The 23,473-nt window shown below is 71.5% G+C and carries 19 protein-coding genes and 1 pseudogene; 6 read left to right on the top strand and 14 right to left on the bottom strand.

The window, feature by feature from the left end:
* Nucleotides 1-44: 44 nt before the first annotated feature.
* The 3 genes from guaB to ACIRF9_RS14045 all read right to left on the bottom strand — a co-directional run bounded on the left by guaB (nt 45) and on the right by ACIRF9_RS14045 (nt 3,634).
* The gene (gene guaB / locus ACIRF9_RS14055; protein ID WP_403820374.1) at nt 45-1,547 is read right to left on the bottom strand and encodes an IMP dehydrogenase; all 1,503 of its coding nucleotides are present in this window, start codon (nt 1,545-1,547) and stop codon (nt 45-47) included.
* A gap of 166 nt (nt 1,548-1,713) precedes the next feature.
* Nucleotides 1,714-2,301 carry a sigma-70 family RNA polymerase sigma factor gene (locus tag ACIRF9_RS14050; protein WP_189718553.1) on the bottom strand — a complete coding sequence of 196 codons (588 nt, stop codon included), beginning with the start codon at nt 2,299-2,301 and terminating at the stop codon, nt 1,714-1,716.
* Between the two features lie 721 nt (nt 2,302-3,022).
* Nucleotides 3,023-3,634: a response regulator transcription factor gene (locus ACIRF9_RS14045; protein WP_003948568.1), complete on the bottom strand. Its 612-nt coding sequence runs from the start codon at nt 3,632-3,634 to the stop codon at nt 3,023-3,025.
* A 380-nt stretch (nt 3,635-4,014) separates the two neighbouring features.
* On the opposite strand from ACIRF9_RS14045, the gene ACIRF9_RS14040 reads away from it, so the two are divergent.
* Nucleotides 4,015-4,344, top strand: coding sequence for a WhiB family transcriptional regulator (locus ACIRF9_RS14040; RefSeq protein WP_403820370.1), 330 nt, complete (start codon nt 4,015-4,017; stop codon nt 4,342-4,344).
* A 69-nt stretch (nt 4,345-4,413) separates the two neighbouring features.
* On the opposite strand, the gene ACIRF9_RS14035 is transcribed toward ACIRF9_RS14040, so the two are convergent.
* Entirely contained in the window at nt 4,414-5,322 is a 909-nt protein-coding gene (locus ACIRF9_RS14035; RefSeq protein ID WP_403820367.1) for a LysR family transcriptional regulator, read from the bottom strand.
* Nucleotides 5,323-5,402: 80 nt separating this feature from the next.
* Between ACIRF9_RS14035 and ACIRF9_RS14030 the strand changes: the two genes are divergently transcribed.
* From ACIRF9_RS14030 to ACIRF9_RS14020, 3 genes are all read left to right on the top strand, one after another.
* Nucleotides 5,403-6,071 (top strand): MOSC domain-containing protein, encoded by a 669-nt coding sequence (locus ACIRF9_RS14030; RefSeq protein ID WP_403820364.1) that lies wholly within the window; start codon nt 5,403-5,405, stop codon nt 6,069-6,071.
* Between the two features lie 97 nt (nt 6,072-6,168).
* Nucleotides 6,169-6,942, top strand: a complete 774-nt coding sequence (locus tag ACIRF9_RS14025; RefSeq protein WP_403820361.1) for an SDR family NAD(P)-dependent oxidoreductase — start codon at nt 6,169-6,171, stop codon at nt 6,940-6,942.
* A 123-nt stretch (nt 6,943-7,065) separates the two neighbouring features.
* The gene (locus ACIRF9_RS14020) at nt 7,066-7,773 is read left to right on the top strand and encodes an ester cyclase (protein ID WP_403820358.1); all 708 of its coding nucleotides are present in this window, start codon (nt 7,066-7,068) and stop codon (nt 7,771-7,773) included.
* 102 nt (nt 7,774-7,875) lie between these two features.
* Here ACIRF9_RS14020 and groL read toward each other — a convergent pair whose 3' ends face one another.
* The 4 genes from groL to ACIRF9_RS14000 all read right to left on the bottom strand — a co-directional run bounded on the left by groL (nt 7,876) and on the right by ACIRF9_RS14000 (nt 12,036).
* Nucleotides 7,876-9,501: a chaperonin GroEL gene (gene groL, locus ACIRF9_RS14015; RefSeq protein WP_403820355.1), complete on the bottom strand. Its 1,626-nt coding sequence runs from the start codon at nt 9,499-9,501 to the stop codon at nt 7,876-7,878.
* A 122-nt stretch (nt 9,502-9,623) separates the two neighbouring features.
* Nucleotides 9,624-9,932, bottom strand: a complete 309-nt coding sequence (gene groES / locus ACIRF9_RS14010) for a co-chaperone GroES (protein WP_039652762.1) — start codon at nt 9,930-9,932, stop codon at nt 9,624-9,626.
* A 215-nt stretch (nt 9,933-10,147) separates the two neighbouring features.
* A complete protein-coding gene (locus tag ACIRF9_RS14005; RefSeq protein WP_403820351.1) occupies nt 10,148-11,020 on the bottom strand; it encodes a polysaccharide deacetylase family protein in 873 nt (290 codons plus the stop codon).
* Entirely contained in the window at nt 11,017-12,036 is a 1,020-nt protein-coding gene (locus tag ACIRF9_RS14000; RefSeq protein ID WP_403820349.1) for a polysaccharide deacetylase family protein, read from the bottom strand. The genes ACIRF9_RS14005 and ACIRF9_RS14000 overlap by 4 nt, the downstream gene beginning before the upstream one ends.
* 130 nt (nt 12,037-12,166) lie before the next feature.
* Here ACIRF9_RS14000 and ACIRF9_RS13995 point away from each other — a divergent pair, with 130 nt between their 5' ends.
* Nucleotides 12,167-13,360 (top strand): methyltransferase domain-containing protein, encoded by a 1,194-nt coding sequence (locus tag ACIRF9_RS13995; protein WP_403820346.1) that lies wholly within the window; start codon nt 12,167-12,169, stop codon nt 13,358-13,360.
* Here ACIRF9_RS13995 and ACIRF9_RS13990 read toward each other — a convergent pair.
* The 6 genes and pseudogenes from ACIRF9_RS13990 to ACIRF9_RS13965 form a co-directional block, all read right to left on the bottom strand.
* Complete coding sequence (locus ACIRF9_RS13990) at nt 13,338-15,383, bottom strand: cell wall-binding repeat-containing protein (RefSeq protein ID WP_403820343.1); 2,046 nt, start codon at nt 15,381-15,383, stop codon at nt 13,338-13,340. The genes ACIRF9_RS13995 and ACIRF9_RS13990 overlap by 23 nt on opposite strands.
* Nucleotides 15,384-15,471: 88 nt before the next feature.
* Nucleotides 15,472-16,762, bottom strand: a pseudogene (locus ACIRF9_RS13985) (RNA polymerase sigma factor).
* Between the two features lie 52 nt (nt 16,763-16,814).
* The gene (locus ACIRF9_RS13980) at nt 16,815-17,171 is read right to left on the bottom strand and encodes a YciI family protein (RefSeq protein WP_403820340.1); all 357 of its coding nucleotides are present in this window, start codon (nt 17,169-17,171) and stop codon (nt 16,815-16,817) included.
* Nucleotides 17,172-17,310: 139 nt separating this feature from the next.
* The gene (locus tag ACIRF9_RS13975) at nt 17,311-18,366 is read right to left on the bottom strand and encodes an LCP family protein (protein WP_403820337.1); all 1,056 of its coding nucleotides are present in this window, start codon (nt 18,364-18,366) and stop codon (nt 17,311-17,313) included.
* Nucleotides 18,367-18,470: 104 nt separating this feature from the next.
* Complete coding sequence (locus tag ACIRF9_RS13970; protein WP_403820334.1) at nt 18,471-19,826, bottom strand: endo-1,4-beta-xylanase; 1,356 nt, start codon at nt 19,824-19,826, stop codon at nt 18,471-18,473.
* Nucleotides 19,827-19,908: 82 nt separating this feature from the next.
* Nucleotides 19,909-20,973, bottom strand: coding sequence for a LacI family DNA-binding transcriptional regulator (locus tag ACIRF9_RS13965; protein WP_403820331.1), 1,065 nt, complete (start codon nt 20,971-20,973; stop codon nt 19,909-19,911).
* Nucleotides 20,974-21,133: 160 nt separating this feature from the next.
* Here ACIRF9_RS13965 and ACIRF9_RS13960 point away from each other — a divergent pair, with 160 nt between their 5' ends.
* On the top strand, nt 21,134-23,446 hold the full coding sequence (locus tag ACIRF9_RS13960) for a glycoside hydrolase family 3 N-terminal domain-containing protein (protein WP_403820328.1): 2,313 nt from the start codon (nt 21,134-21,136) through the stop codon (nt 23,444-23,446).
* Nucleotides 23,447-23,473 lie beyond the last annotated feature (27 nt).

Below are 23,473 nucleotides of genomic sequence, written 5' to 3'. Positions count from 1 at the left end.
AGGCTCCGGGGCCGCCCTCGCGACGCCTCACGCGCGCGTGCGCGTCACTTGCTGCTGTAGTTCGGGGCCTCGACCGTCATCTGGATGTCGTGCGGGTGGGACTCCTTCAGACCCGCGGAGGTGATCCGTACGAAGCGGCCCTTGGTTTCCATCTCCTCGATGGTGGCCGCGCCCACATAGCCCATGGTCTGGCGCAGACCGCCGACGAGCTGGTGCAGGACGTTGGCCAGCGGACCCCGGTAGGGCACCTGGCCCTCGATGCCCTCGGGCACGAGCTTGTCGTCGGCGGCGACCTCCGCCTGGAAGTAGCGGTCCTTCGAGTACGACTTGCCCTGGCCGCGCGACTGCATGGCACCGAGGGAGCCCATGCCGCGGTACGACTTGAACTGCTTGCCGTTGATGAACTGCAGCTCGCCCGGGGACTCCTCGCAGCCCGCGAGAAGGCTGCCGAGCATCACGGTGTCGGCGCCGGCGGCGAGCGCCTTGCCGATGTCGCCGGAGTACTGCAGACCGCCGTCGCCGATCAGCGGGATGCCCGCCGGGCGGGCGGCGAGGGAGGCCTCGTAGATCGCCGTGACCTGCGGGACACCGATACCGGCGACCACGCGCGTGGTGCAGATCGAGCCCGGTCCGACACCGACCTTGATGCCGTCGACACCGGCGTCGATCAGGGCCTGGGCGCCGTCACGGGTGGCGACGTTGCCGCCGATGACGTCGATGCCGACGCTGGACTTGATCTTCGCCATCCAGCTGAGGGCGTTGCTGTTGTGGCCGTGCGAGGTGTCCACGACCAGGAAGTCCACACCGGCCTCGGCCAGGGCCTGGGCGCGCTCCAGCGCCTCGGGGCTGGCACCGACGGCCGCGCCGACGATCAGCCGGCCCTCGGCGTCCTTGGCGGCCCGGGGGTACTGCTCGGCCTTGACGAAGTCCTTGACCGTGATGAGGCCCTTGAGGACACCCGCCTCGTCGACCAGGGGAAGCTTCTCGATCTTGTGGCGGCGCAGCAGCTCCATGGCTTCCGTGCCGGAGATGCCGACGTGGCCCGTGACCAGCGGCATCGGCGTCATGACCTCGCGGACCCGGCGCGAGCGGTCGCTCTCGAAGGCCATGTCGCGGTTGGTGACGATGCCGAGCAGCTTCTTGTCGCCGTCGGTGACCGGGACACCGCTGATACGGAACTTGGCGCACAGGGCGTCGGCCTCGGCGAGCGTGGCGTCCGGGTGCACCGTGATCGGGTCGGTGACCATGCCGGACTCGGAGCGCTTCACCAGGTCGACCTGGTTGACCTGGTCCTCGACGGAGAGGTTGCGGTGCAGCACGCCGACGCCGCCCTGACGGGCCATCGCGATCGCCATGCGGGACTCGGTCACCTTGTCCATGGCCGCGGACAGCAGCGGGATGTTGACCCGGACATTACGGGAGATGCGGGACGAGGTGTCGACCGCGTTGGGGAGCACCTCGGATGCGCCCGGCAGCAGCAGCACGTCGTCGTAGGTGAGCCCGAGTGTCGCGAATTTGGCGGGCACTCCGTCGACGTTGGCAGTCATGACACCTTCCCCAAATGGCCTTGATCGGTGCGGATGTCCATGCTAACGGGAAGCGCAGCTCCCGAATTCCACGGTCCGACGTCACTCCGGGCTTCGTATGTTCGTACGGAATCTACGGCCGGCCTGTTCACCGAAGGCCCCGAAGCGGCCTGTTGCCGCGGGGCGGTCACTGCTCGGCGAGGGCTCGCAGCCTGCTCAGCGCCCGGTGCTGGGCCACACGGACCGCCCCGGGTGACATTCCCAACATCTGGCCGGTCTCCTCCGCGGTGAGGCCCACCGCGATGCGCAGCAGGAGCAGCTCCCGCTGGTTCTCGGGCAGGTTGGCCAGCAGTTTCTTGGCCCACTCGGCATCGCTGCTGAGCAGGGCGCGCTCCTCGGGGCCGAGCGAGTCGTCGGGCCGCTCGGGCATCTCGTCGGAGGGGACCGCCGTGGATCCGGGGTGCCGCATGGCGGCCCGCTGGAGGTCGGCGACCTTGTGGGCGGCGATGGCGAAGACGAAGGCCTCGAAGGGCCTGCCCGTGTCCCGGTAGCGGGGCAGGGCGAGCAGGACCGCGACGCAGACCTCCTGGGCGAGGTCCTCCACGAAGTGGCGTGCGTCGCCGGGCAGCCGGGACAGCCGGGTGCGGCAGTAGCGCAGCGCCAGGGGGTGGACGTGGGCCAGCAGGTCGTGCGTGGCCTGCTCGTCGCCGTCCACGGCGCGATGGACGAGTGCTCCGATCGTCCCCACGGCAGTGACCGCCTCGTCGTCGCGCATCGGTCCATGGTGCACCGCGGCCGTATGGTCCGCGGCACCGTGCTCGTCGTTGTGCACCGAAGCGTTATGAGCAGGTGCGCCGGCACTCATCCCCTGCGCCCTCCCCTTCCGCTCGACCGACTCGTCCCCGAGAGACTCCACATCTCAAGGATGCGGCATCCGCCGCGAAACGAGCAGCGGGCACCCGACGGGGCCCTCTGCCACCCGCGCCCACGGCGCCGGGGACGGGGGTCCGGCCCGGCCGCTCGACCCCGCCTGAGCAGGAAGGTTCCCTCATGCCCCCGCTCCTCTTCACTGACCGGATCCGACCGGGCGGCCCGCCGCGAAAACCGGTCGGATCCGCCGGACGGACGAGAATCACCCGGCCGCCCCCGGGCCGGGAAACCGACGAGGACGGCCCCACGGCCCACCGAAGACGGACTCCGCATCCCGGCGGACACACGACCCGCGCCCCGGCGGAACCGGACCCGCACCCCGGCAGAACCGAACCGCGCCCCGCGGACACGACCCGCACCCCGGCGGAACCGAACCGCGCCCCGAGCAGGCCGGGCTGAGTCCGCCCGTGGTGTGGCGGCGCGGCGAAGGGACGCGGGACCGTGTCGGTGTGCGGCTCCGCCGCGATGGGGGTGCCCCGCTCGAGCAAAGCCGAGAGGAGGGAGCGACCGGCCACGACGGCGCCGCGGACGACCGGCGGCACCTCGCGGCACTTCCGGCGGAGCGCTTAGCGGACCAGACCCCACCGGAAGCCGAGGGCCACCGCGTGGGCGCGGTCCGAGGCGCCGAGTTTCTTGAACAGGCGCCGGGCGTGCGTCTTGACGGTGTCCTCGGAGAGGAACAACTCGCGGCCGATCTCCGCGTTGGAGCGGCCGTGGCTCATGCCTTCGAGGACCTGGATCTCGCGCGCGGTGAGCGTGGGCGCGGCGCCCATCTCGGCCGAGCGCAGCCGACGGGGGGCCAGGCGCCAGGTCGGGTCGGCGAGCGCCTGGGTGACGGTCGCGCGCAACTCCGCGCGCGAGGCGTCCTTGTGCAGATAGCCGCGGGCGCCGGCGGCGACCGCGAGGGCGACGCCGTCGAGGTCCTCGGCGACGGTGAGCATGATGATGCGGGCGCCGGGGTCGGCGGACAGCAGTCGCCGTACGGTCTCGACGCCGCCCAGTCCGGGCATGCGCACGTCCATCAGAATGAGGTCCGAGCGGTCGGCGCCCCAGCGGCGGAGGACTTCCTCGCCGTTGGCCGCCGTCGTCACGCGCTCGACGCCGGGCACGGTCGCGACCGCGCGGCGGAGCGCCTCTCGGGCAAGCGGGGAGTCGTCGCAGACGAGGACGGATGTCATGGCCGCCCTCCGCAGCTGATGCGCGTCACCTTGTGCCTCCAGGCTGGTGGGAAATCGTCACCTGTGCGGTCGACCGTCTCGGACGCCTGCCCGAGCGTTTGTGTTTTCAACCGCCTCCGCACTCTCAACGACGGTCACTCGAAAGAGTTACGGGGCTGCGTGCAGTCTTCGGCACTCTACGTGAGGGTGCGGACACGGTGGAGGCTGCCGCGCGGACCCTCAAGCTTTCATCACAACCCATGCCCCATTCAGCCCTATTTCTTCCCTTTAGCTGGTGTCTGAGGCTAGATTCGCAATGGGTCATATTTTCATCTCCTTAGATCGTAGTTGTACGGTCGTTGGCACCGTATCCGCTCAGAACGGCTACAAGGGGTCACGCAATGGCAGATTTCTCCCGCCTTCCCGGACCGAACGCGGACCTGTGGGACTGGCAGCTCCTGGCTGCCTGCCGCGGGGTGGACAGTTCGCTCTTCTTCCATCCGGAGGGTGAGCGCGGGGCGGCTCGGAGCGCTCGAGAGAACTCGGCCAAGGAGGTCTGCATGAGGTGCCCGGTCCGCGCGCAGTGCGCGGCGCACGCGCTGGCCGTACGCGAGCCGTACGGCGTGTGGGGCGGGTTGACCGAGGACGAGCGCGAGGAGCTGATGGGCCGGGCGCGCAACCGCCTGGTGTCGGCGTCGGCGGGCGCGAGAGACGCGTCGCCGGACGCCTGACGGAACACCCCGACAACTGAAGGAACGTTTCTGCAACACAACGGCGGGCACGCGCGCGTGCCCGCCGTTTCACTTGGCCCGCGCCGCCCGCCCCAGCTGCTCCAGCGTCGCCGCGACGGCCGGCACCTGGGCCAGGTCCGGCAGCGTGAGGGCGACGATCTCCCGCCGCACCGCCGGCTCCAGCGTCACCGCGCGTGCTCCCCGCGGCCGTACGGACTCGATCGCGAGCTGGGGCAGGACGGCCACGCCGAGACCGGCGCCGACCAGGCCGACGACCGCCGGGTAGTCGTCGGTCGCGAAGTCGATACGGGGCGTGAAGCCGGCCCGCTCGCACACCTCCACCAGCTGGCCGCGGCAGCGCGGGCAGCCCGCGATCCACGGCTCGGCGGCGAGTTCCCCGATGGCGACGGTCCGCGCCCGGGCGAGCCGGTGCCGTTCCGGTACGAGGGCGACCAGCCGGTCCGTCAGCAGGGGCCGTACGACCAGGTCGTCCCACTCCCCGGTGTCGCCGGCGCCCGCCACGCGCGCGTAGCGGAACGCGAGCGCGACGTCGCAGTCGCCGCCGCGCAGCGCCTCGACCGACTCGGGCGGTTCGGCCTCCTCCAGGGAGACACGGGTGCCGGGGTGCTCGGCGCGCAGGGCGGCGAGGGCGGTGGGGACGAGCGTGGAGCTGCCGCTGGGGAAGGAGACCAGGCGGACCCGGCCGGCCCGCAGACCCGCGATGGCGGCGACCTCCTCCTCGGCGGCGGTGAGGCCGGAGAGGATCCCGGCCGCGTGCCGGACGAGGGCCTCGCCCGCCTGGGTCAGTCGCATCTCCCGGCCGCTGCGGACCAGCAGGGGCGTGCCCACGGACGCCTCCAGTGCCTTCATCTGCTGGCTGACCGCCGGCTGGGTGCAGCCCAGCTCGCGCCCGGCCGCCGAGAAGGAACCGGTGGCGGCGACGGCGCGCAGCACACGGAGATGACGGGCCTCGATCACTCTCCGAGCATAAGCGCAGCTTGGGTACGGCGTCGAAAAACGCGTCGACACTTTGAGCTCCGGTCACCTACCGTGCGGGCATGAGGCTTCTCTCCGTCAACCTGGGCCGTGCGAAGGCCGTCCCCTACACCGACCACCCGGACGGGGTGACCGGCATCGACAAGCGGCCGGTCGAGGGACCCGTGCGGATCTCGGCTCCGGGCCCGAAGGGCGTCGGCGGCAGCGGGCTGGCCGGTGACATGGTGTGCTCCCTGCGCCACCACGGCGGGAACGACCAGGCGGTGTACGCCGTGGCGCGCGAGGATCTCGACGACTGGGAGCGCGAGCTGGGGCGCGCGCTGGCCGCCGGCGCGTTCGGCGAGAACCTCACCACCGTGGGCCTCGACGTCTCCGGCGCGCGGATCGGCGAGCGCTGGCGGATCGGGCCCGAGGTGGTGCTGGAGGTGACCTCCGGGCGGATTCCCTGCCTCACCTTCCAGGGCCACATGGGTGAGCAGCGGTGGGTCAAGCGGTTCACGGCGAAGGCGGCGACCGGCGCGTATCTGCGGGTGATCGAGCCGGGCGAGGTCCGCGCGGGCGACGCGATCGAGATCGTCCACGTCCCGGAGCACGAGGTGACGGCCCGGATGGAGTTCCAGGCGACCACCACGCACCGGGAGCTGCTGCCCCGGCTGCTCGCGGCGGGCGACGCCCTGCACCCGGAGGCGCTGGCGGCGGCCCGGAAGTACGTGGAGCGGTACGGCGGCTGAGCCGCGCTCACGTCGGGGGACGGCACGGGTCCTTCACGTTCGGGAGGCCGCGTGCAGAGAACGGACCCGCACAGTCCGGGTCACTAACCTTCATGCCATGACAACGGCTCTCATCACGGGTTCGACCGCGGGCATCGGCGCCGCGTTCGCCCGCAGACTGGCGGCGGACGGGCATGATCTCGTCCTCGTCGCCCGGGACACCAAGCGGCTGCGCGAGCAGGCGACCGAACTGCACGACCGGCACGGCATCGAGGCGGAGGTGCTGACCGCCGACCTCGCCGAGGACGCCGGCATCGAGGCGGTGGCCGCCCGGCTGGGCGACCGCAGGAACCCCGTCGACCTGCTGATCAACAACGCGGGCTTCGGCAACAAGGGCCGCTATCTCGACGTATCGATGGCCGACGAGCTGAAGATGCTCAAGGTGCACTGCGAGGCGGTGCTGCGGCTGACGTCGGCGGCGACGGCCGTCATGCGGGAGCGGGGACGGGGAGGGGTCGTCAACGTCGCGTCCGTGGCGGCGTTCGTACCGCGCGGGACGTACGGGGCGTCGAAGGCGTGGGTCGTGCAGTTCACGCAGGGCGCGGCGCGGGATCTGGCCGGTTCGGGCGTCCGCCTGATGGCGCTCTGCCCGGGCTTCGTGCGGACGGAGTTCCACGAGCGGGCCGGGATGGGCACGGACAACATCCCCGGGTGGATGTGGCTGGACGCGGACAAGCTGGTCGCGGCGGCCCTGCACGATCTGGCGCGCGGCAAGTCGCTGTCCGTCCCCGACCCGCGCTACAAGGCGCTGATGGGCCTGGTGAAGGTGACGCCGCGCTCGCTGCTGGGCGGGATCAGCTCCAGGACCGGCCGGAAGTACGGCCCCCAGTAAGGAAAACGGAGAGGGGCTCGGCAGTAGGGGAACGGGCCTCTCCGGCAAGCGGGTGACGTCGGCGCTCCGGTGGGAAAATGGGCGTGTCAGAAGACCGGACCCAGGGGGACCGGAGGCGGCGTCATGACGTTCGTACAGCTCATCGACTGCAGGACCAGTCGGTTCGACGAGATGGACCGGCTGATGGACACGTGGGTCGAACAGACCAAGGGGAAGCGGACGGCGACGCACGCGGTGGTCGGCAAGGACCGCTCGGACGCGTCGCACTTCATCGAGATCGTGGAGTTCCCGTCGTACGAGGAGGCGATGCGGAACTCGAACCTGCCGGAGACGGACAAGATCTTCCGGGATCTGGTGGCCCTGTGCGACGAGATGCCGACGTTCACGGATCTCGACGTCGTACGGGACGAGAAGCTGTACGCGGAGACCTCGCGGCGGTTCTTCGACACGGTGGCCGCACAGGGTGAGCTGCCTCCGCTCGACGGGCTGATCGCGGAGGACTACCACGACCACGATCCCGCCAACGAGCAGGACACCATGGGGATGGACGCGATGCGTCGCGAGGTCGGGATGTGGCGGAGCGGCTTCGACTTCTCCTTCGACATCGAGGACCAGATCGCGCAGGACGACCGCGTGTGCAGCCGGTGGACCTGGCGCGGCACCCACAAGGGCGAGTTCATGGGCCTCCAGGCCACGAACCGGCAGGTCAGCATGACCGGGACGACCATCCACCGGTTCGACGGGAGCGGCAAGATCGCCGAGGGCTGGTGGCAGTACGACCGGCTCGGGCTGATGGCGCAGTTGGGGGCGCTGGACGCGCTGGAGACCTGACGACGAACGCGTGAGACCGCCCGCGAAGGGGGAAGCCCCCGTTCCGCAACCGGAACGGGGGCTTCTTCGCGCTGCCCTGCCTCAGTGGGCGGGGCGCCTGCCTCAGTGCGAGTGGCCGTGGCCGTGGCCCGCGGCGGCCGGCTCTTCCTCTTCCTTCTTCTCGACGACCAGGGTCTCGGTCGTGAGGAGGAGGGAGGCGATGGAGGCGGCGTTCTCCAGGGCGGAGCGGGTGACCTTGACCGGGTCGATGACGCCGGCCTTGACCAGGTCGCCGTACTCGCCGGTGGCGGCGTTGAAGCCCTGGCCCTTCTCGAGCTCGGCGACCTTGGAGGTGATGACGTAACCCTCCAGGCCGGCGTTCTCGGCGATCCAGCGCAGCGGCTCGACGACCGCGCGGCGGACCACGGCGACACCGGTGGCCTCGTCGCCGGTCTTGTCCAGACCGCCGTCCAGCACCTTGGCGGCGTGGACCAGCGCGGAGCCACCACCGGAGACGATGCCCTCCTCGACCGCGGCGCGGGTCGCGGAGATGGCGTCCTCCAGACGGTGCTTCTTCTCCTTCAGCTCCACCTCGGTGGCGGCGCCGACCTTGATCACGCACACGCCGCCGGCCAGCTTCGCGAGGCGCTCCTGGAGCTTCTCGCGGTCCCAGTCGGAGTCGGTGTTCTCGATCTCGGCCTTGATCTGGGCGACGCGACCGTGGACGTCCTCGGTCTTGCCGGCGCCGTCGACGATCGTGGTGTCGTCCTTGGTGACGGTGACACGGCGGGCGGAGCCGAGCACGTCGACGCCGACCTGGTCGAGCTTGAGGCCGACCTCCTCGGAGATGACGGTGGCGCCGGTGAGGACGGCCATGTCCTGCAGCATCGCCTTGCGGCGGTCACCGAAGCCCGGGGCCTTGACGGCGACCGCGTTGAAGGTGCCGCGGATCTTGTTGACGACGAGGGTGGAGAGCGCCTCGCCCTCGAGGTCCTCGGCGATGATCAGCAGCGGCTTGGAGGAGTTGGTCTGGATGACCTTCTCGAGCAGCGGCAGCAGGTCGGCGATGGAGGAGATCTTGCCCTGGTTGATGAGGATGTAGGGGTCCTCCAGGACGGCCTCCATGCGCTCCTGGTCCGTCACGAAGTACGGCGACAGGTAGCCCTTGTCGAAGGCCATGCCCTCGGTGAAGTCCAGCTCCAGACCGAAGGTGTTGGACTCCTCGACGGTGATGACACCGTCCTTGCCGACCTTGTCCATCGCCTCGGCGATGAGCTCGCCGACCTGCTGGTCCTGGGCGGACAGCGCGGCGACGGCGGCGATGTCGGACTTCTCGTCGATCGGGCGGGCGGTGGCCAGCAGATCGTCGGAGATGGCCTTGACCGCGGCGTCGATGCCCTTCTTCAGGGCGGCCGGGGAGGCACCGGCGGCGACGTTCTTCAGACCCTCGCGGACGAGCGCCTGGGCGAGCACGGTGGCGGTGGTCGTACCGTCACCCGCGATGTCGTTGGTCTTGGTCGCCACCTCCTTCACCAGCTGCGCGCCGAGGTTCTCGTACGGGTCCTCGATCTCGACCTCACGGGCGATGGTGACGCCGTCGTTGGTGATGGTCGGGGCGCCGAACTTCTTGTCGATGACGACGTTGCGGCCCTTGGGGCCGATCGTCACCTTGACCGTGTCGGCCAGCTTGTTGACGCCGCGCTCGAGGGCGCGACGGGCGTCCTCGTCGAACTTCAGGATCTTCGCCATGACAGCGGGAGCCCTCTCGGAAACTTGTGGGTGAAAAAGGCACTGCGCCCCGGGCGCCCGGCTACTTGTGTGGTCGCGGGGGCCAGGGGCGCAGTGTCAAGCATCAAATGTGCTCGGGCGAACTACTTCTCGATGATCGCGAGGACGTCGCGAGCCGAGAGGACGAGGTACTCCTCGCCGTTGTACTTCACCTCGGTGCCGCCGTACTTGCTGTACAGGACGACGTCGCCGACCTTGACGTCGAGCGGCAGGCGCTCGCCGTTCTCGAAGCGGCCCGGGCCCACGGCGAGGACGGCGCCCTCCTGGGGCTTCTCCTTCGCGGTGTCCGGGATGACCAGGCCAGAGGCCGTGGTCTGCTCGGCGTCGAGCGGCTGGACCACGATGCGGTCCTCGAGCGGCTTGATGGCAACCTTGGAGCTGGCGGTCGTCACGATCCGACCTCCCCCTTCGGAGATCTCACGGGGTTAACTGTCTGAGGTGGCGACCAGGTGGATCCGTCGTCGCGGGTGCCGGACCTGCCCGTCGCTGTGTTGGCACTCTCATCTGCCGAGTGCCAGAGCCGAGACTATGACCGCGATTAGCACTCGGTCAAGCGGACTGCTAATCCCCGCGGGGCGCGGCGCGAATTCGGCACCCTGAAGCCGGCCTACAGATAGTCCTCCAACCTGCCCACCGCCAGCCCCCGCTCCTGCACCCGGCGCAGCAGACGCGTCGTCCGTTCGCGCAGGCCCGGTCCCGCCGACTCGTCCGGGTCCACGGCGATGATGTCGCCGGGGCGCAGGTCGGGGGCGCCGTGGGTGTAGGTGAGGTCGGTGGGGCCCATGGAGGCGCGCCACAGGACGAGGGCCGTGATGCCGCAGTCGGCGGCGGCGCGCAGGGTGGTGGTGTCGTACGTGGCGTAGGGCGGGCGGAAGAGGCGGGGGCGCAGGCCGAAGCGGGAGCGGAGTTTCTCCTGCTGGCCGCAGATCTCGGCGCGCTGGCCGGCGTAGGGGAGACCGCGCAGGGCCGCGTGGTCGAGGGTGTGGTTCTGCAGGGTGGCGCCGACCGCGCGGAGGCGGGCGAAGTGGCCGTAGCCGGGGCCGACCACGCTGTCCGTGAGGAACACGCTGACGGGGAGGCGGAGTTCGCGGACCATGTCGACGAAACGGGGGTCGCGTTCGGCGCCGTCGTCGTAGGTGAGGAAGACGACCTTGTCGTGGGTGGGGATGTGGTCGACCACCGGCGGGAGGGCAGCCGGCTCCTCCGGCCCGGCCGCCTCCCCGGGGCCGCCGGGCCCTCCGGGACCGCCGAGGGTGCCGGGGCTGCCGGACAGGGGTCTCGAGGCCCGGGCGGGTGCGGGGGCCAGGGGCGTCGACAGGCCCCAGCGGCGGTAGGGCTGCTCCGTGGCCCCGTCCTGCGGGTGCACCCGCTGCGCCGCCTTCTTGCCCAGCCGTTCGATCGGGTCGACGGACTGGGCGCAGCCGCTCAGGGTCGTCACCGTCAGCGCCAGCAGTACGGCCACCAGCCCCCGTGTCCTCACAGGTAGTCCTCCAGGCGTGCCACCGCGTACCCCTTCTCCGTGACCTTGTTCAGGAACCGGCGGACCATGTCGGGCATGGTGCCCTTCCAGTCGCCCGGGCCGCGGAAGTGGCTCAGGACGATGTCGCCGGGATGGAGGTCGCGGTCCCACTCGCGGTACTCCCAGTGGTCGACGAAGACCTCCTCGCCCCAGAGTGGGGCGTACTTCAGCCCGCAGGACTTCGCGGCGATCAGCGTGTCGCGGTTGTAGTTGCCGTAGGGCGGCCGGAAGAGGGTGGGGCGCCTGCCGTACTGCTCGCGGAGCACCGTCTGCATGCCGCAGATCTCGCGCCGCTGCTGCCGGTAGGACAGGCCGGGCAGGTAGGGGTGGTGGAGGGTGTGGTTGTTCAGGGTCACCCCCGTGGCCTGCATCTTCTTGAAGTACGGGTAGTCGTCGTCGATGAGGTAGTCGCTGAGGAAGGCCGTGTACGGGATCCTCAGCTCGCTCATCATCCGCAGGAACCGGGGGTCCTTCTCGGCGCCGTCGTCGATGGTGAGGAAGACGACCTTGTTCCGGGTGGGGATCCGGGTGAAGACGGGCGGCAGGCCGAGTTCCTCGTGGTCGTCCACCTCGAAGCCGTCGCGGGTGGTGATCTCGGGCTTCTCGGCGGGCGGGGCCGGCGGGGGCAGCGGGACCTTCTTCAGGCCCCAGCGTTCGGCGGCGGCGACCCGGGCGGCCTGGTCGGCACGGAGGCGGTCGGCGTACGAGCGCAGGGCGTGGACGGGAGGTGCGGCCGCTCCGGCCTGCTGACCTGCGGCGGGGTCGGCACCGGCGCCGTCGACGCCCTCCGCGCAGCCCGACACGATCGCGGTCAGGGCGAGCAGCGCGATGCCTCCGCGGACCCCGGCCCGCCGGCGGTCGGTCGTCCACCCACGCTCGGCGCCCCTCCCCGTTCCGGTGGCCCGCCCGGCGCCGGCCCCCCGCCCACACTCCACCCGAGAAGCACCATTCTTATCGTTTTGTACGACAGCTCCCATGGCGCCGGATCCTCCCAGCCCCGCCGCTGCAACCCGCCCCGACACCGCCACCGGAGCCACACCGTCCACCAACTGGCCCACAGGCCGCCCGCTCGCCCCACCCGGCACTCCCCTGACCGACAATGTCCCGGTGAACGACCTCGCCCCGCTCCTCAGCCCCGAGGGCCGCGCCCTCCTCGATGCCGTGCGCGGGACCGCCCCCGCCGACGAGCTCGCCGTCGCCACGCGGCTGCGCCGCGAGCACCCCGCCGAGCTGGTGTCGGCGGCGCTCGGACAGGCCCGGCTGCGGCAGCGGGCGGTGGCGAAGTTCGGGGCCGAGGACGCCGGGCGGATGTTCTTCACGCCCAACGGGGTGGAGCAGTCGACGCGGGCGAGTGTGGCCGCGTACCGGGCCGAGCGGATGAGGGCCCTCGGTGTGACCTCCGTGGCCGACCTGTGCTGCGGGATCGGCGGTGACGCGATCGCCCTCGCCCGCGCCGGGATCCGGGTCCTGGCCGTGGACCGCGATCCGCTGACGGCGGCGACGGCACGGGCCAACGCCGACGCCCTCGGGCTCGCGGACCTCGTCGACGTACGGGAGGCGGACGTCACGGAGGTCGACACGAGCGGGTACGACGCCGTGTTCGTCGATCCGGCGCGGCGCGGGGGGCGCGGGAGGATCTTCGATCCCGAGGCCTACTCGCCACCCCTGTCCTGGGCCGTCGGAGCCGCCCTCGCCGCTCCCCGGGCCGCCCTGAAGATCGCGCCCGGTGTGCCGCACGAGGCGATCCCGGACGAGGCCGAGGCCGAGTGGATCTCGGACGGCGGGGATGTGAAGGAGGCGGTGCTGTGGTTCGGCACCGAGCCGGGAGCCGTACGGGCGACGCTGCTGCCGGGGCCGCGGACCCTGCTCGGGACCGGACTGCCCGATCCGGACGTCAGGCCCGTCGGCCGCTATCTCTACGAGCCCGACGGCGCCGTCATCCGCGCCCATCTGGTCGCGGAGGTGGCCCGGGACCTCGACGGCGGGCTGGTCGACGAGACCATCGCGTACGTCACCGCCGACGAGCTGCGCCCCACCCCCTACGCCTCCGCCTACGAGATCACCGACCGGCTCCCCTTCAACGTGAAGAAGTTGAAGGCGCTGCTGCGGGAGCGGGAGGTGGGGATCCTGACCGTGAAGAAGCGCGGGTCGGCCGTGGAGCCGGAGGAGCTGCGCAGGAAGGTGCTGCCCAAGGCGCACGGGCCGTACTCCGCGACCGTGTTCCTGACGCGTGTGGCGGGGGCCCCGACGATGCTCCTCGGGGCCCCCGCCGCGGCGGCTACTGCCGGTGGACCGTCTTGAGCGGCTCCGGGTTCGGGTCCGCTGCGACCGGACCCGTCCGCTCCACCGTGGCGGCCTGGCCGTCGTTGGTGCGCAGCGCGAAGGTCGTCGCCGTCGTGCTCGCGGGGATGACGCCGTTGTAGTAGGGGCGGTACTCGAAGTAGCTGCTGCCCGCGCTGATCGAGGCGCCCACGGTGTTCACCGCCGTCGTGGTGACCGCGCCGGTGTTGCCGAAGGCGACCGTGAAGTTGGTGCTCGCGGACTCCCGCAGCAGGTAGCTCTTGACCTCGGTGGACAGGGCGGTGCGGGTGGTCCACAGGACCGGTCCGAAGACGTTCATCGCGGCGGCCGCGGACACCCCGTCACGCCACTGGCCGGTGAAGGCGAGCGCGGTCTGGCTCGGCGCGGACCACCAGAACTTGGCGATGTTCACCGAGAGCGCCGCGTCCGTGCTGCCCGCGATCGGGTAGTAGTAGTACGTCGACGGCCAGCGGGAGAAGCTGGTGTGGGTGAGCGCGTACTTCGCCGCCGAACCGACCGGGATGACCATGGTCTTGTCGGGGTTCAGGCTGTTGAGGTACGACTTCACCGACGCGGTCAGCTTGTTGCCGTTGGTGAGGACGACGCTGCCCGCGCTCGTGCTGCCGTCGGCGCCGGCCGCCGCGGCGGCGGAGAGGGCCGCCCGGTACTCGGTGCCGCCGGCCAGGAAGACGTACTTCGGGGCGGTGCTGACGGCCTTCGCGACGGCGACCGAGGTCGCGTAACGGTCCGCGCCGGACAGCCGCTTCGGGACGTAGCCGAGGGACTTCAGCTGGCTGGCGACCGTGCCGGTGAGGACGGACGTGCCGCCGACGAGGTACACGGTCCTGCCCGGCTTCAGCGCCCGCTTCAGCTCCTTCTTCACCGCCGACGACAGCCCCGTCTTGGGGGTCATCAGCACCGGGCCCTGCTTCTTGCCGGCCAGGACGGGCGCGGTGACGGAGTACGCCGCGTCGTCCCGGTTGACCAGCACCGCGGACTTGGCGTTCATCAGGCCGGGCACGCTCTCGCCGATGGTGTTCCAGGTCCAGCGGGAGGAGGCGATGTTGGTGGCGTAGGCGTCCGCGCCCCAGACCCGGCCGACGCCGTTCTTGCGCAGGGGCTGCCAGCTGGGGTTGTTGACGGAGCTGCTGCGCGAGGCGTCCGTGACCGGGGTGAGCGCGCCGGTGGCGGTGTCGACGTACTCGATGGTGTGCACGTCGTCGCTGTACGGCGAGGTGTGGGCGTCGAGGACGATCCGCGTGCCGGTCGGCGACCAGGACGGGTTGGCGTACCAGCGCGGGCCGGTCGTGAGCTGCTTGACGTCGGTGCCGTCGGCGTTCGCGGTGAACACCTGGGCGTTGCCGTCGGTGTCCTTGCGGACGAACGCCAGCTTGGTGCCGTCCGGGGAGTATGCGGGCTGCTCGGCGTCGGCCAGGACGCGCGTCACGGTCTGCGCGGTGCCGTCGAAGACGTAGACGCCGGGGGTGCCGGAGCAGCTGCCGGTGCGGCGCTCGAAGGCGAGCAGGCCCGTGGGGCTCACGCTCGGCTCGCTGTCGCAGACCGTGGCCGGCTCCTGGGACGCCGTCAGCAGCGGGCGGGGCGCCCACGAGCCGTCGGAGGGGCCGTAGACGATCTGGCCGCCGGTGGAGAAGACGACGTAGCGGCCGCCCCACCAGAAGGTCAGGTCCTCGTACGTGGCGCTGGAGCGCACGCCCGTGGCCCAGGGCAGGGTGATCTTCCCGGTGCCGTTGGGGCGGACGCTGGAGATCTGGCTCCAGGTGGAGATCACCCGGCTGCCGTCCGGGGCCCAGGTGGCGTAGTTGTCGACGTTGGGGATCTGGGTGCCCGCGCCGGTGGCCGGGTCGATCAGCAGTCCCCCGTCGTTGAGGATCCGGCCCTCGGTGCCGGGCCAGGGGCCCGCGTCGTCGGCGGCGGCACCCGGCGCGGTCGCCAGGGTGCCCACGGCGGCGAGCGCCGCCGCGGTGGCGAGCGCCGCGGCACGGCGGCGCGTGAACAGTCTCAAGTTGTCATCCCCCCAGGAATCACACGTCACAGCCGTTTCACAACGGCTCGAACACTTTAGTGCTCAACTGGAGCTTGTTGGAACAGAGTTACGAGCCGCAGTCGGCCGCGCGTGCCAGCAGTAGCTCCCGTTCCCGTTCGTTGCGCGTCAGCGACGCCGCACGTTCGAACTCGGCCCGCGCCTGGGCCGTACGGCCCAGGCGCAGCAGCAGGTCGCCGCGGACGCTGGGCAGGAGGTGGTAGCCGCTCAGGGCGGGTTCGGCGGCCAGGCTGTCGACGATCTCCAGGGCGGGGGCGGGGCCGTCGGCCATCGAGACGGCGACCGCGCGGTTGAGTTCGACGACCGGGGACGGGGCGCGGGCGGCCAGGAGGCCGTACAGGGTGGCGATGGCGGCCCAGTCGGTGTCCTCGTAGGTGTGGGCGTGCGCGTGGCAGGCGGCGATGGCGGCCTGCAGGGCGTACGGGCCCGGGGCGCCTGTCGCGCCGGCGTTCGCCCGGTCGAGGGCGGTGATGCCGCGGGCGATCAGGAGGCGGTTCCAGCGGCGGCGGTTCTGGTCCTTCAGGAGGACGGGGGTGCCGTCGGGGGCGGTGCGGGCGGCCGTGCGGGAGGCCTGGAACTCCAGCAGGGAGACGAGGCCGTGCACCTCGGGCTCCTTCGGCATGAGCGCGGCCAGCTGCCGGGCCAGCCGCAGCGCGTCCTCGCACAGCGCGGGGCGCAGCCAGTCGTCACCCGCGGTGGCCGCGTACCCCTCGTTGAAGATCAGGTAGATCACGTCGAGGACCGAGCCGAGCCGGGCCTCGCGGTCGGGGCCGTACGGCACCTCGAAGGCGACGTTCCGGGTGGCGAGGGTCCGCTTGGCGCGCACGATGCTCCCCCACTACCAAACGTGTGGGGGGACCCCCAGCGACCGTGGGCTCGGGGACCAGGACGGCACGGGCGATCTCGGCGGTGGTCAGACCGCCGAGCAGACGCAGGGTGAGGGCGGTGCGGGCCTCGGGGGACAGCACCGGGTGGCAGGTGGTGAAGACGAGCCGGAGCAGGTCGTCGTCGATGTCGTCGGGCCCGGCGGGCTCCTCCGGCAAGGCCGTGGTCTCCAGGGTGCGGCCGATCTCCTGGAGCTTGCGGGCGTAGTTCTCCCGGCGGCGGACCAGGTCGACGGCGCGGCGCCGGGCGGCGGCGGTGAGCCAGGCGCCCGGGTTGTCCGGGACGCCGTCGCGGGGCCACTGCTCCAGCGCGGCGACCAGGGCGTCCTGGGCGAGTTCCTCGGCGATGCCGACGTCCCGGACGACCCGGGTGACGGCGGCGACGACGCGCGGGAACTCCAGGCGGAAGACGGTGTCGAGGGTGCCTCGGGGGTCCGGGGCGGGCTGCTGTTCCACAGCCCACCATCGAACACCCCGCACGACGTCGGGCCAAGGAACCCTCAGGCTCTCAGCCCTCGGCGATCTCCCGCACCTCGCAGGTCACGGTCCAGAAGTCCTCGTGCACCTTCAGGAACCGCTTGGTCCACTCGAGGGCCTCGGCCATGTCCTTGCACTGCATGAGCGCGTAGCCGCCGACGACCTCCTTGGACTCGGTGAAGGGCCCGTCGGTGACGGAGATCTTCCCGCCCTCCCAGTGCACCCGGGTGCCCTGCGCGGACGGCGTGAGCCCGGCGGTGTCGAGCATGACGCCCGCCTTGGTGACCTCCTCGATCAGCTCACCCATCCGCCGCATCAGCTCGGGGCTGGGGCCCTCGGCGGGGGCGGAGGCCTCGTCGATCTTCACGAGCGACAGGTAACGGGGCATGGTGACTCCTCGTGGTGCACGGCGACCGGGTCGGTCCCGGCCGCTCACCCCTTCGTCGAACGGGAGACGACCGGATCGACACCCTCGCCGGATTTTTTCTCGAGGAGTCCCGAGGAATCCCTCCGCCGCCCGCGGCCCCCTATGTGAGCGACTCCCACAGTTCGCTCGCCTCCGGCTCCTGAGCCACCACCCGGTTGGGGTCGGACGGGGCGGTCACGACCGGCATGGTGATCGTCTTGACGTTGTCGGCCGTCAGGCCCTTGAGGCTCTGGCCCAGTTCCATCAGTTCGGAGAGGGAGTTCAGGCCGGTGTCGGTGGTGAGGCTGCCGGTGATGGCGTCGGCGACCGCGTAGAGCTTGGTGGGGCTGGTGAGCAGGCTGGTCGAGGCGATCTGTTCCAGCAGGGCCTTGACCAGCTTCTGCTGGAGCTTGATCCGGCCGAGGTCGCTGCCGTCGCCTATGCCGTGCCGGGTGCGGGCGAGCGCGAGGGCCTGCTTGCCGCCCAGGTGGTGGGTGCCGGCCTCGAGGTGGAGGTGGCTGTCGTCGTCGTCGATGTCCTCGTCGGTGGTGACGGTGACCCCGCCGAGCGCGTTCACCAGCTTGGCGAAGCCGGAGAAGTCGACCTCGATGTAGTGGTCCATGCGGACGTTCGTGATGGACTCGACGGTCTTGACCGCGCAGACCGGCCCGCCCAGCGAGTACGCGCTGTTGAACATCGTGCCGTAGGCCACCGCCGAGGTGCCGCCGGAGGAGAGCGGGCAGGAGGGGCGGGTGACGAGGGTGTCGCGCGGGATGCTGACCACGGTGGCGTTGGTCCGGCCCGCGTCGATGTGCACGACCATCGCCGTGTCGGAGCGGGCGCCGCCGCTGTCGCCGCCGCCGAGTTCCTGGTTCTCCTTGCCGCTGCGCGAGTCGGAGCCCAGCACCAGGATGTTGACGGCCTCGGTGGGCAGTGGGGAGGCCGAGGCGGACGCCGAGGCGCTCGGGGTGGTGACCGCCTTCGCGGGGCGGTCGTCGCCGAGCGCCTGGTCGATGTCGACGCTCTTGATGTTGTCGTTGAGGTGCCAGTAGGCCCAGCCGGCCGTCCCGATGCCCAGCACCAGGGCGGCGGCCAGCGTGAGGCCGGCGGCCTTCAGTACTCTCGACCGCCGGCCCGCTCTTCTGCCGTCTTCGCCGTGCTCCTCGTGTCGCGTCACGGGGAGGAAGGTAGGCGGGGATTATTAGCGGACTGTTAGGACGGCGGGCCCGACCGGGATTTCTTGTGAAAATCTCACAATTCTCAGCCCACCATCACCAGGGATCACCCCAGTGTCACCGTCGGCACCGGATTGCTGCCGCTCCAGCTCGCGTTGAACCCGAAGCTCACCGAACCCCCGTCCGGCACCGACCCGTTGTACGAGGCGTTCACGCAGGACACCGCGGCCCCCGACTGGGTGCAGGTCGCGTTCCAGGCCTGGGTGATCTGCTGCCCGGCGCCGTACGTCCAGGTCACCTTCCAGGACGACAGCGAGGCACCCGAGCAGGAGATCGTCACGTTCCCGGTGAACCCGGTGTTCCACTGACTGCCCACGCTGTACGCCGCCGTGCACGCGCCGGTCGGCGGGGGCGTGCTCGTACCGCCGAGCGCCTCCGCGATCCCGTAGTACGCCGGTTTCGGCGCGTAGTTCGCGTCGTACGGCGTCGCCGCCCCCTGCCCCGGGAAGGTGCTCTCCACCCAGGAGTCGGAGTCGGTGAAGCCCCAGACGGTGAGGTTCACGCAGCGCGCGACCGCGACGCAGGCCGCGGTGACCGCCTTGTAGTCGGCCTTCTGCTGGGCGAGCTTGGCGCTGTCCGAGGGCAGCGTCATCCGGATGTCCAGCTCGGTGATCGCCACGTCGACGCCGAGGTCGGCGAAGCGCTGGATGTTCTGCTGGAGGGTGGAGGGGACCTGACCGAGGATGAGGTGGGCCTGGAGGCCCACCCCGTCGATCGGGACCCCGCGGTCCTTCAGCGACTTGACCAGGTTGTACAGAGCCGTCGACTTCGCGTTGACGCCCTCGACGTTGTAGTCGTTGATGTACAGCTTGGCGGCCGGGTCGGCGGCGCGCGCCCAGGTCAGGGCGCTCGCGATGTAGTCGGCGCCGAGGCCGTTGTACCAGAGGGTCGAGCGGTAGGTGCCGTCCTCGTTGAAGGGCTCGTTGACGACGTCCCAGGCGGCGATCTTCCCCTTGTAGCGGCCGACCTCGGTGTTGATGTGGTTCTGGAGCAGGGTGCTCAGCTGGGCGGAGGTCCAGCTGCCGTTGGTGAGCCAGCTCGGGTTCTGGCTGTGCCAGACCAGGGTGTGGCCGCGCACCTGCTGGTTGTGGGCCTGCGCGAAGGCCACGATCTGGTCGGCCTCCGCCCAGTTGAAGGAGCCCTGGGTCGGTTCCACCGAGCCCCACTTCATGGCGTTGCCGGGGGTGAGCGAGGAGAACTGCGCCCCGGCGATGTCGCCGTAGGTCCCGGTCAGCTTGGAGCCGGTGACCGCCGTACCGATGACCTTGCCCTTGGCGGTGCCGAGGTCGCGCAGGGGGGTGTCGGCGGCGTGGGCGGTGCCGGCGGTGAGCAGGGCGCCGACGGTGGCCGCTCCGGCGAGGAGGGCGGCGAGACGTGCACGCGGTGAACTGGAGGATCTCATTGCGGGTGCCTCCGAAAGTTTCGGTCGTGCAACCGATTGACTTCGGAGGAGTGTGGAGGCGCCCACCACACCCGTCAATACGTCAACTTCCGGCCACGGGCGGCCGCGCGGTGCTCGCCCGCACCACCAGACTCGTCGCCAGCTCCACCCGCGTCGCCGTCGGCGTCTCCTCCGCCGGGGCCCGCCCCAGCTCGAGGACCAGCCGGGCCGCCGCCTCCGCCATCTCCGTCAGCGGCTGCCGTACGGTCGTCAGCGGCGGCCCCACCCAGCGCGCCACCGGCAGATCGTCGAAGCCGACCACACTGACGTCCTCCGGGATGCGCAGTCCCAGCTCACGTGCGGCCTCGTAGCAGCCGAGCGCCTGAAGGTCGTTGCCGGCGAACACGGCGGTGGGCCGGTCCGGGCGGTCCAGCAGCTCACGGCCGAGCCGGTAGCCGGTCTCGTGGTGGAAGTCGCCGGTCTTGACCAGTGCGGGCTCGACCGGCAGCCCGGCCGTCTCCAGCGCGGCCCGGTAGCCGTCGATCCGGGCCCGGCTGCACATCATCTGCGGCGGCCCGCTGATCGCCCCGATCCGCCGGTGCCCCAGCTCGACCAGGTGCCGGGTGGCCGCCAGCCCGCCCTGCCAGTTGGTGGCCCCGATGGACGGCACGTCGGCCCCCGGGTCGCCTGCCGGGTCCATCACCACGAACGGGATGGAACGGCTGGTCAGCAGCGCCCGCTGGGACTCGTCGAGCCCGGACAGCACCAGCACGACCCCGTGCGGACGGCGGGCCGCGACCTGGTCGGCCCAGGTCCGCCCGGGGGTGAGCCGCCCGGCGCTCTCGCTCAGCACCACGCTCAGCCCGGCGTCCCGCGCCACGTTCTCCACGCCCCGGATGACCTCCATCGCCCAGGCGCTCTCCAGCTCGTGGAAGACCAGGTCGATCAGGGGCGAGCGGGTCGCCTCGGCGCGCCGGCGCCGGTAGCCGTGGGCGCGCAGCAGTTCCTCGACCCGGGTGCGGGTCGCGGGGGCGACATCGGCACGGCCGTTGAGGACCTTCGAAACAGTCGGCGCCGAGACGCCGGCCTCGCGGGCGATCTCCGCGAGTGTGGCGGTCTGCGTCGGCCGCGTTTCCGTCCGCGTTTCCGCGGGCTCCGAGGGTGTCATGGCGGCGATCGTATCCCCGCGCGACCTCTTGACGAAGCCACTGCCAAGCCATAGGTTCCCGGAACATTCGAAGTACAGCTCGAAACATTCGTAATCCAGCTCCAGAACGCACTGTCGCACTGCCCATCTGGTGGATCACCGACCCCCTGACAGGAGTTTCATGACCACCGCCCCCTGGCGTGACCGCGCTCTGCCCGCCGCCGCCCGTGTCGACGACCTGCTCTCCCGGATGACCCTGGAGGAGAGGACCGCCCAGCTGTACGGCGTGTGGGTCGGCGCCGCGACGGACGGCGAGGGAGTCGCCCCGCACCAGCACGACATGACCGCCGACCGCGCCGCCGACTTCGACGAGCTGATCACCCGGGGGCTCGGCCAGCTGACCCGTTCCTTCGGCACGGCCCCCGTGGACCCGGCGCTCGGCGCCCGCGCCCTGGCCCGGGCCCAGCGCCGTATCGCCGAGGCGGGCCGCTTCGGCATCCCGGCCGTCGCCCACGAGGAGTGCCTGGCCGGCTTCACCGCCTGGCGGGCCACCGCCTATCCGGTCCCGCTGGCCTGGGGCGCCGCCTTCGATCCGCCGCTGGTCGAGGAGATGGCCCGGGCGATCGGCCGCGATCTGCGCGCGGTCGGGGTCCACCAGGGCCTGGCCCCCGTCCTGGACGTCGTCCGCGACCCGCGCTGGGGACGGGTCGAGGAGACGATCGGCGAGGACCCGTACCTGGTCGGCACGGTCGGCGCGGCCTACGTCCGGGGCCTCGAGTCGGCGGGGATCGTCGCCACGCTCAAGCACTTCGCCGGGTACGCGTCCTCGGCGGGCGCTCGCAACCTGGCGCCGGTCCGGGCGGGGACCCGGGAGTTCGCGGACGTGACGCTGCCCCCGTTCGAGATGGCGCTGCGCGAGGGCGGAGCGCGGTCGGTGATGGCGGCGTACACGGAACGGGACGGTATCCCCGCCTCCGCCGACCCCGAGCTGCTGACCCACCTCCTGCGCGACGAGTGGGGCTTCACGGGCACGGTCGTCTCCGACTACTTCGGCATCGGCTTCCTGCAGACCCTGCACCGGGTCACGGGCACCCCCGCTGAGACGGCACGCCTCGCGCTGGAGGCCGGCATCGATGTCGAGCTGCCGACGGTGAAGCACTACGGCGAGGCACTGGTCGCGGCCGTCCGGGCGGGCGAGGTGCCCGAGGAGCTGGTCGACCGGGCGGCACGCCGCGTCCTGCTCCAGAAGTGCGAACTGGGCCTGCTGGACGAGGACTGGCAGCCGCAGACCCCCGAGTCGGTCGACCTCGACCCGGCGGCGAACCGCGCGCTGGCCCGCCGGCTGGCCGAGGAGTCGGTGGTCCTGCTGGACAACCCGGACTGCCTGCTCCCCCTCGCCCCCGACACGCGGATCGCGGTGGTGGGCCCGAGGGCGGCGGACGCCCTGGCGATGCTCGGCTGCTACTCCTTCCCGTCCCATGTCCTCCCCCACCACCCCGAGGTGGACCTGGGCATCGGGATCCCGACGCTGCTGGAGTCCCTGCGGGCCGAACTCCCGGACGCCAAGGTGACGTTCACGGAGGGCTGCGGGGTCTCCGACCCGGACCCGTCCGGGTTCACGGAGGCCATCACACGCGCCTCGGAGGCGGACGTGTGCGTGGCCGTGCTCGGCGACCGGGCGGGCCTGTTCGGGCGCGGCACCTCGGGCGAGGGCTGCGACGTGGCCGACCTGAACCTGCCGGGCGTCCAGGGCGCCCTGCTCGACGCGCTGGTCGCGACGGGTGTCCCGGTCGTTCTGGTCCTCCTCACCGGCCGCCCGTACGCGCTCGGCCGCTGGCACGGTCGGCTCGGGGCGGTCGTTCAGGCCTTCTTCCCCGGGGAGGAGGGCGGCCCGGCGGTGACCGGCGTGCTGTCGGGCCGCGTCAACCCCTCCGGACGCCTCCCGGTCAGCGTGCCGCGCGTGCCGGGCGGTCAGCCCTGGACCTACCTCCAGCCGCCGCTGGGCCTGGCGGGCCAGGTCAGCAGCCTGGACCCGACCCCGCTGTACCCCTTCGGGCACGGCCGCTCGTACACGTCGTTCGCCTGGGAGGACTTCTCGGCCGGCGCCGACCCCGAGATCGGCACCGACGGCTCGTACGACGTGTCGGTGACCGTCCGCAACACCGGGGAGCGGGCGGGTGCCGAGGTCGTCCAGCTGTACCTGCACGACCCGGTGGCGAGCGTGACGCGTCCCGACGTACGACTGATCGGCTACCGGCGGCTGGAGCTGGAGGCCGGCGAGTCGGCCCGGGTGACCTTCCGCTTCCACGCCGACCTGTCGGCGTTCACCGACCGGTCGGGGCGGCGGGTGGTCGAACCGGGGGCGCTGGAGCTGCGGCTCGGGGCATCCAGCACGGACGTGCGGGAGGTGGCCCGGCTGCGGCTGACGGGTGCGGTGCGGGAGGTCGGGGCGGGACGGCGGCTGCACTGCGAGACGGACGTGCTGCGAAATTGACGTGCCCACGGCCGTAGTCCTTCTGGG

The sequence above is a fragment of the Streptomyces sp. NPDC096132 genome, assembly GCF_044763345.1.
Lineage (GTDB): Bacteria > Actinomycetota > Actinomycetes > Streptomycetales > Streptomycetaceae > Streptomyces.
This window is presented reverse-complemented; position numbering and strand designations above follow the sequence as displayed.

Excerpts from the sequence above, each read along its gene's own strand:
- ACIRF9_RS14025 (WP_403820361.1), top strand. The coding sequence starts at position 6,169 with ATGACAACGGCTCTCATCACGGGTTCGACCGCGGGCATCGGCGCCGCG.
- ACIRF9_RS14000 (WP_403820349.1), bottom strand. The coding sequence starts at position 12,036 with ATGGGAGCTGTCGTACAAAACGATAAGAATGGTGCTTCTCGGGTGGAG.
- ACIRF9_RS13960 (WP_403820328.1), top strand. The coding sequence starts at position 21,134 with ATGACCACCGCCCCCTGGCGTGACCGCGCTCTGCCCGCCGCCGCCCGT.
- ACIRF9_RS13970 (WP_403820334.1), bottom strand. The coding sequence starts at position 19,826 with ATGAGATCCTCCAGTTCACCGCGTGCACGTCTCGCCGCCCTCCTCGCC.
- ACIRF9_RS13965 (WP_403820331.1), bottom strand. The coding sequence starts at position 20,973 with ATGACACCCTCGGAGCCCGCGGAAACGCGGACGGAAACGCGGCCGACG.
- ACIRF9_RS14045 (WP_003948568.1), bottom strand. The coding sequence starts at position 3,634 with ATGACATCCGTCCTCGTCTGCGACGACTCCCCGCTTGCCCGAGAGGCG.
- ACIRF9_RS14020 (WP_403820358.1), top strand. The coding sequence starts at position 7,066 with ATGACGTTCGTACAGCTCATCGACTGCAGGACCAGTCGGTTCGACGAG.
- ACIRF9_RS14030 (WP_403820364.1), top strand. The coding sequence starts at position 5,403 with ATGAGGCTTCTCTCCGTCAACCTGGGCCGTGCGAAGGCCGTCCCCTAC.
- ACIRF9_RS14040 (WP_403820370.1), top strand. The coding sequence starts at position 4,015 with ATGGCAGATTTCTCCCGCCTTCCCGGACCGAACGCGGACCTGTGGGAC.
- ACIRF9_RS13980 (WP_403820340.1), bottom strand. The coding sequence starts at position 17,171 with ATGCCCCGTTACCTGTCGCTCGTGAAGATCGACGAGGCCTCCGCCCCC.
- guaB (WP_403820374.1), bottom strand. The coding sequence starts at position 1,547 with ATGACTGCCAACGTCGACGGAGTGCCCGCCAAATTCGCGACACTCGGG.
- ACIRF9_RS14050 (WP_189718553.1), bottom strand. The coding sequence starts at position 2,301 with ATGCGCGACGACGAGGCGGTCACTGCCGTGGGGACGATCGGAGCACTC.
- groL (WP_403820355.1), bottom strand. The coding sequence starts at position 9,501 with ATGGCGAAGATCCTGAAGTTCGACGAGGACGCCCGTCGCGCCCTCGAG.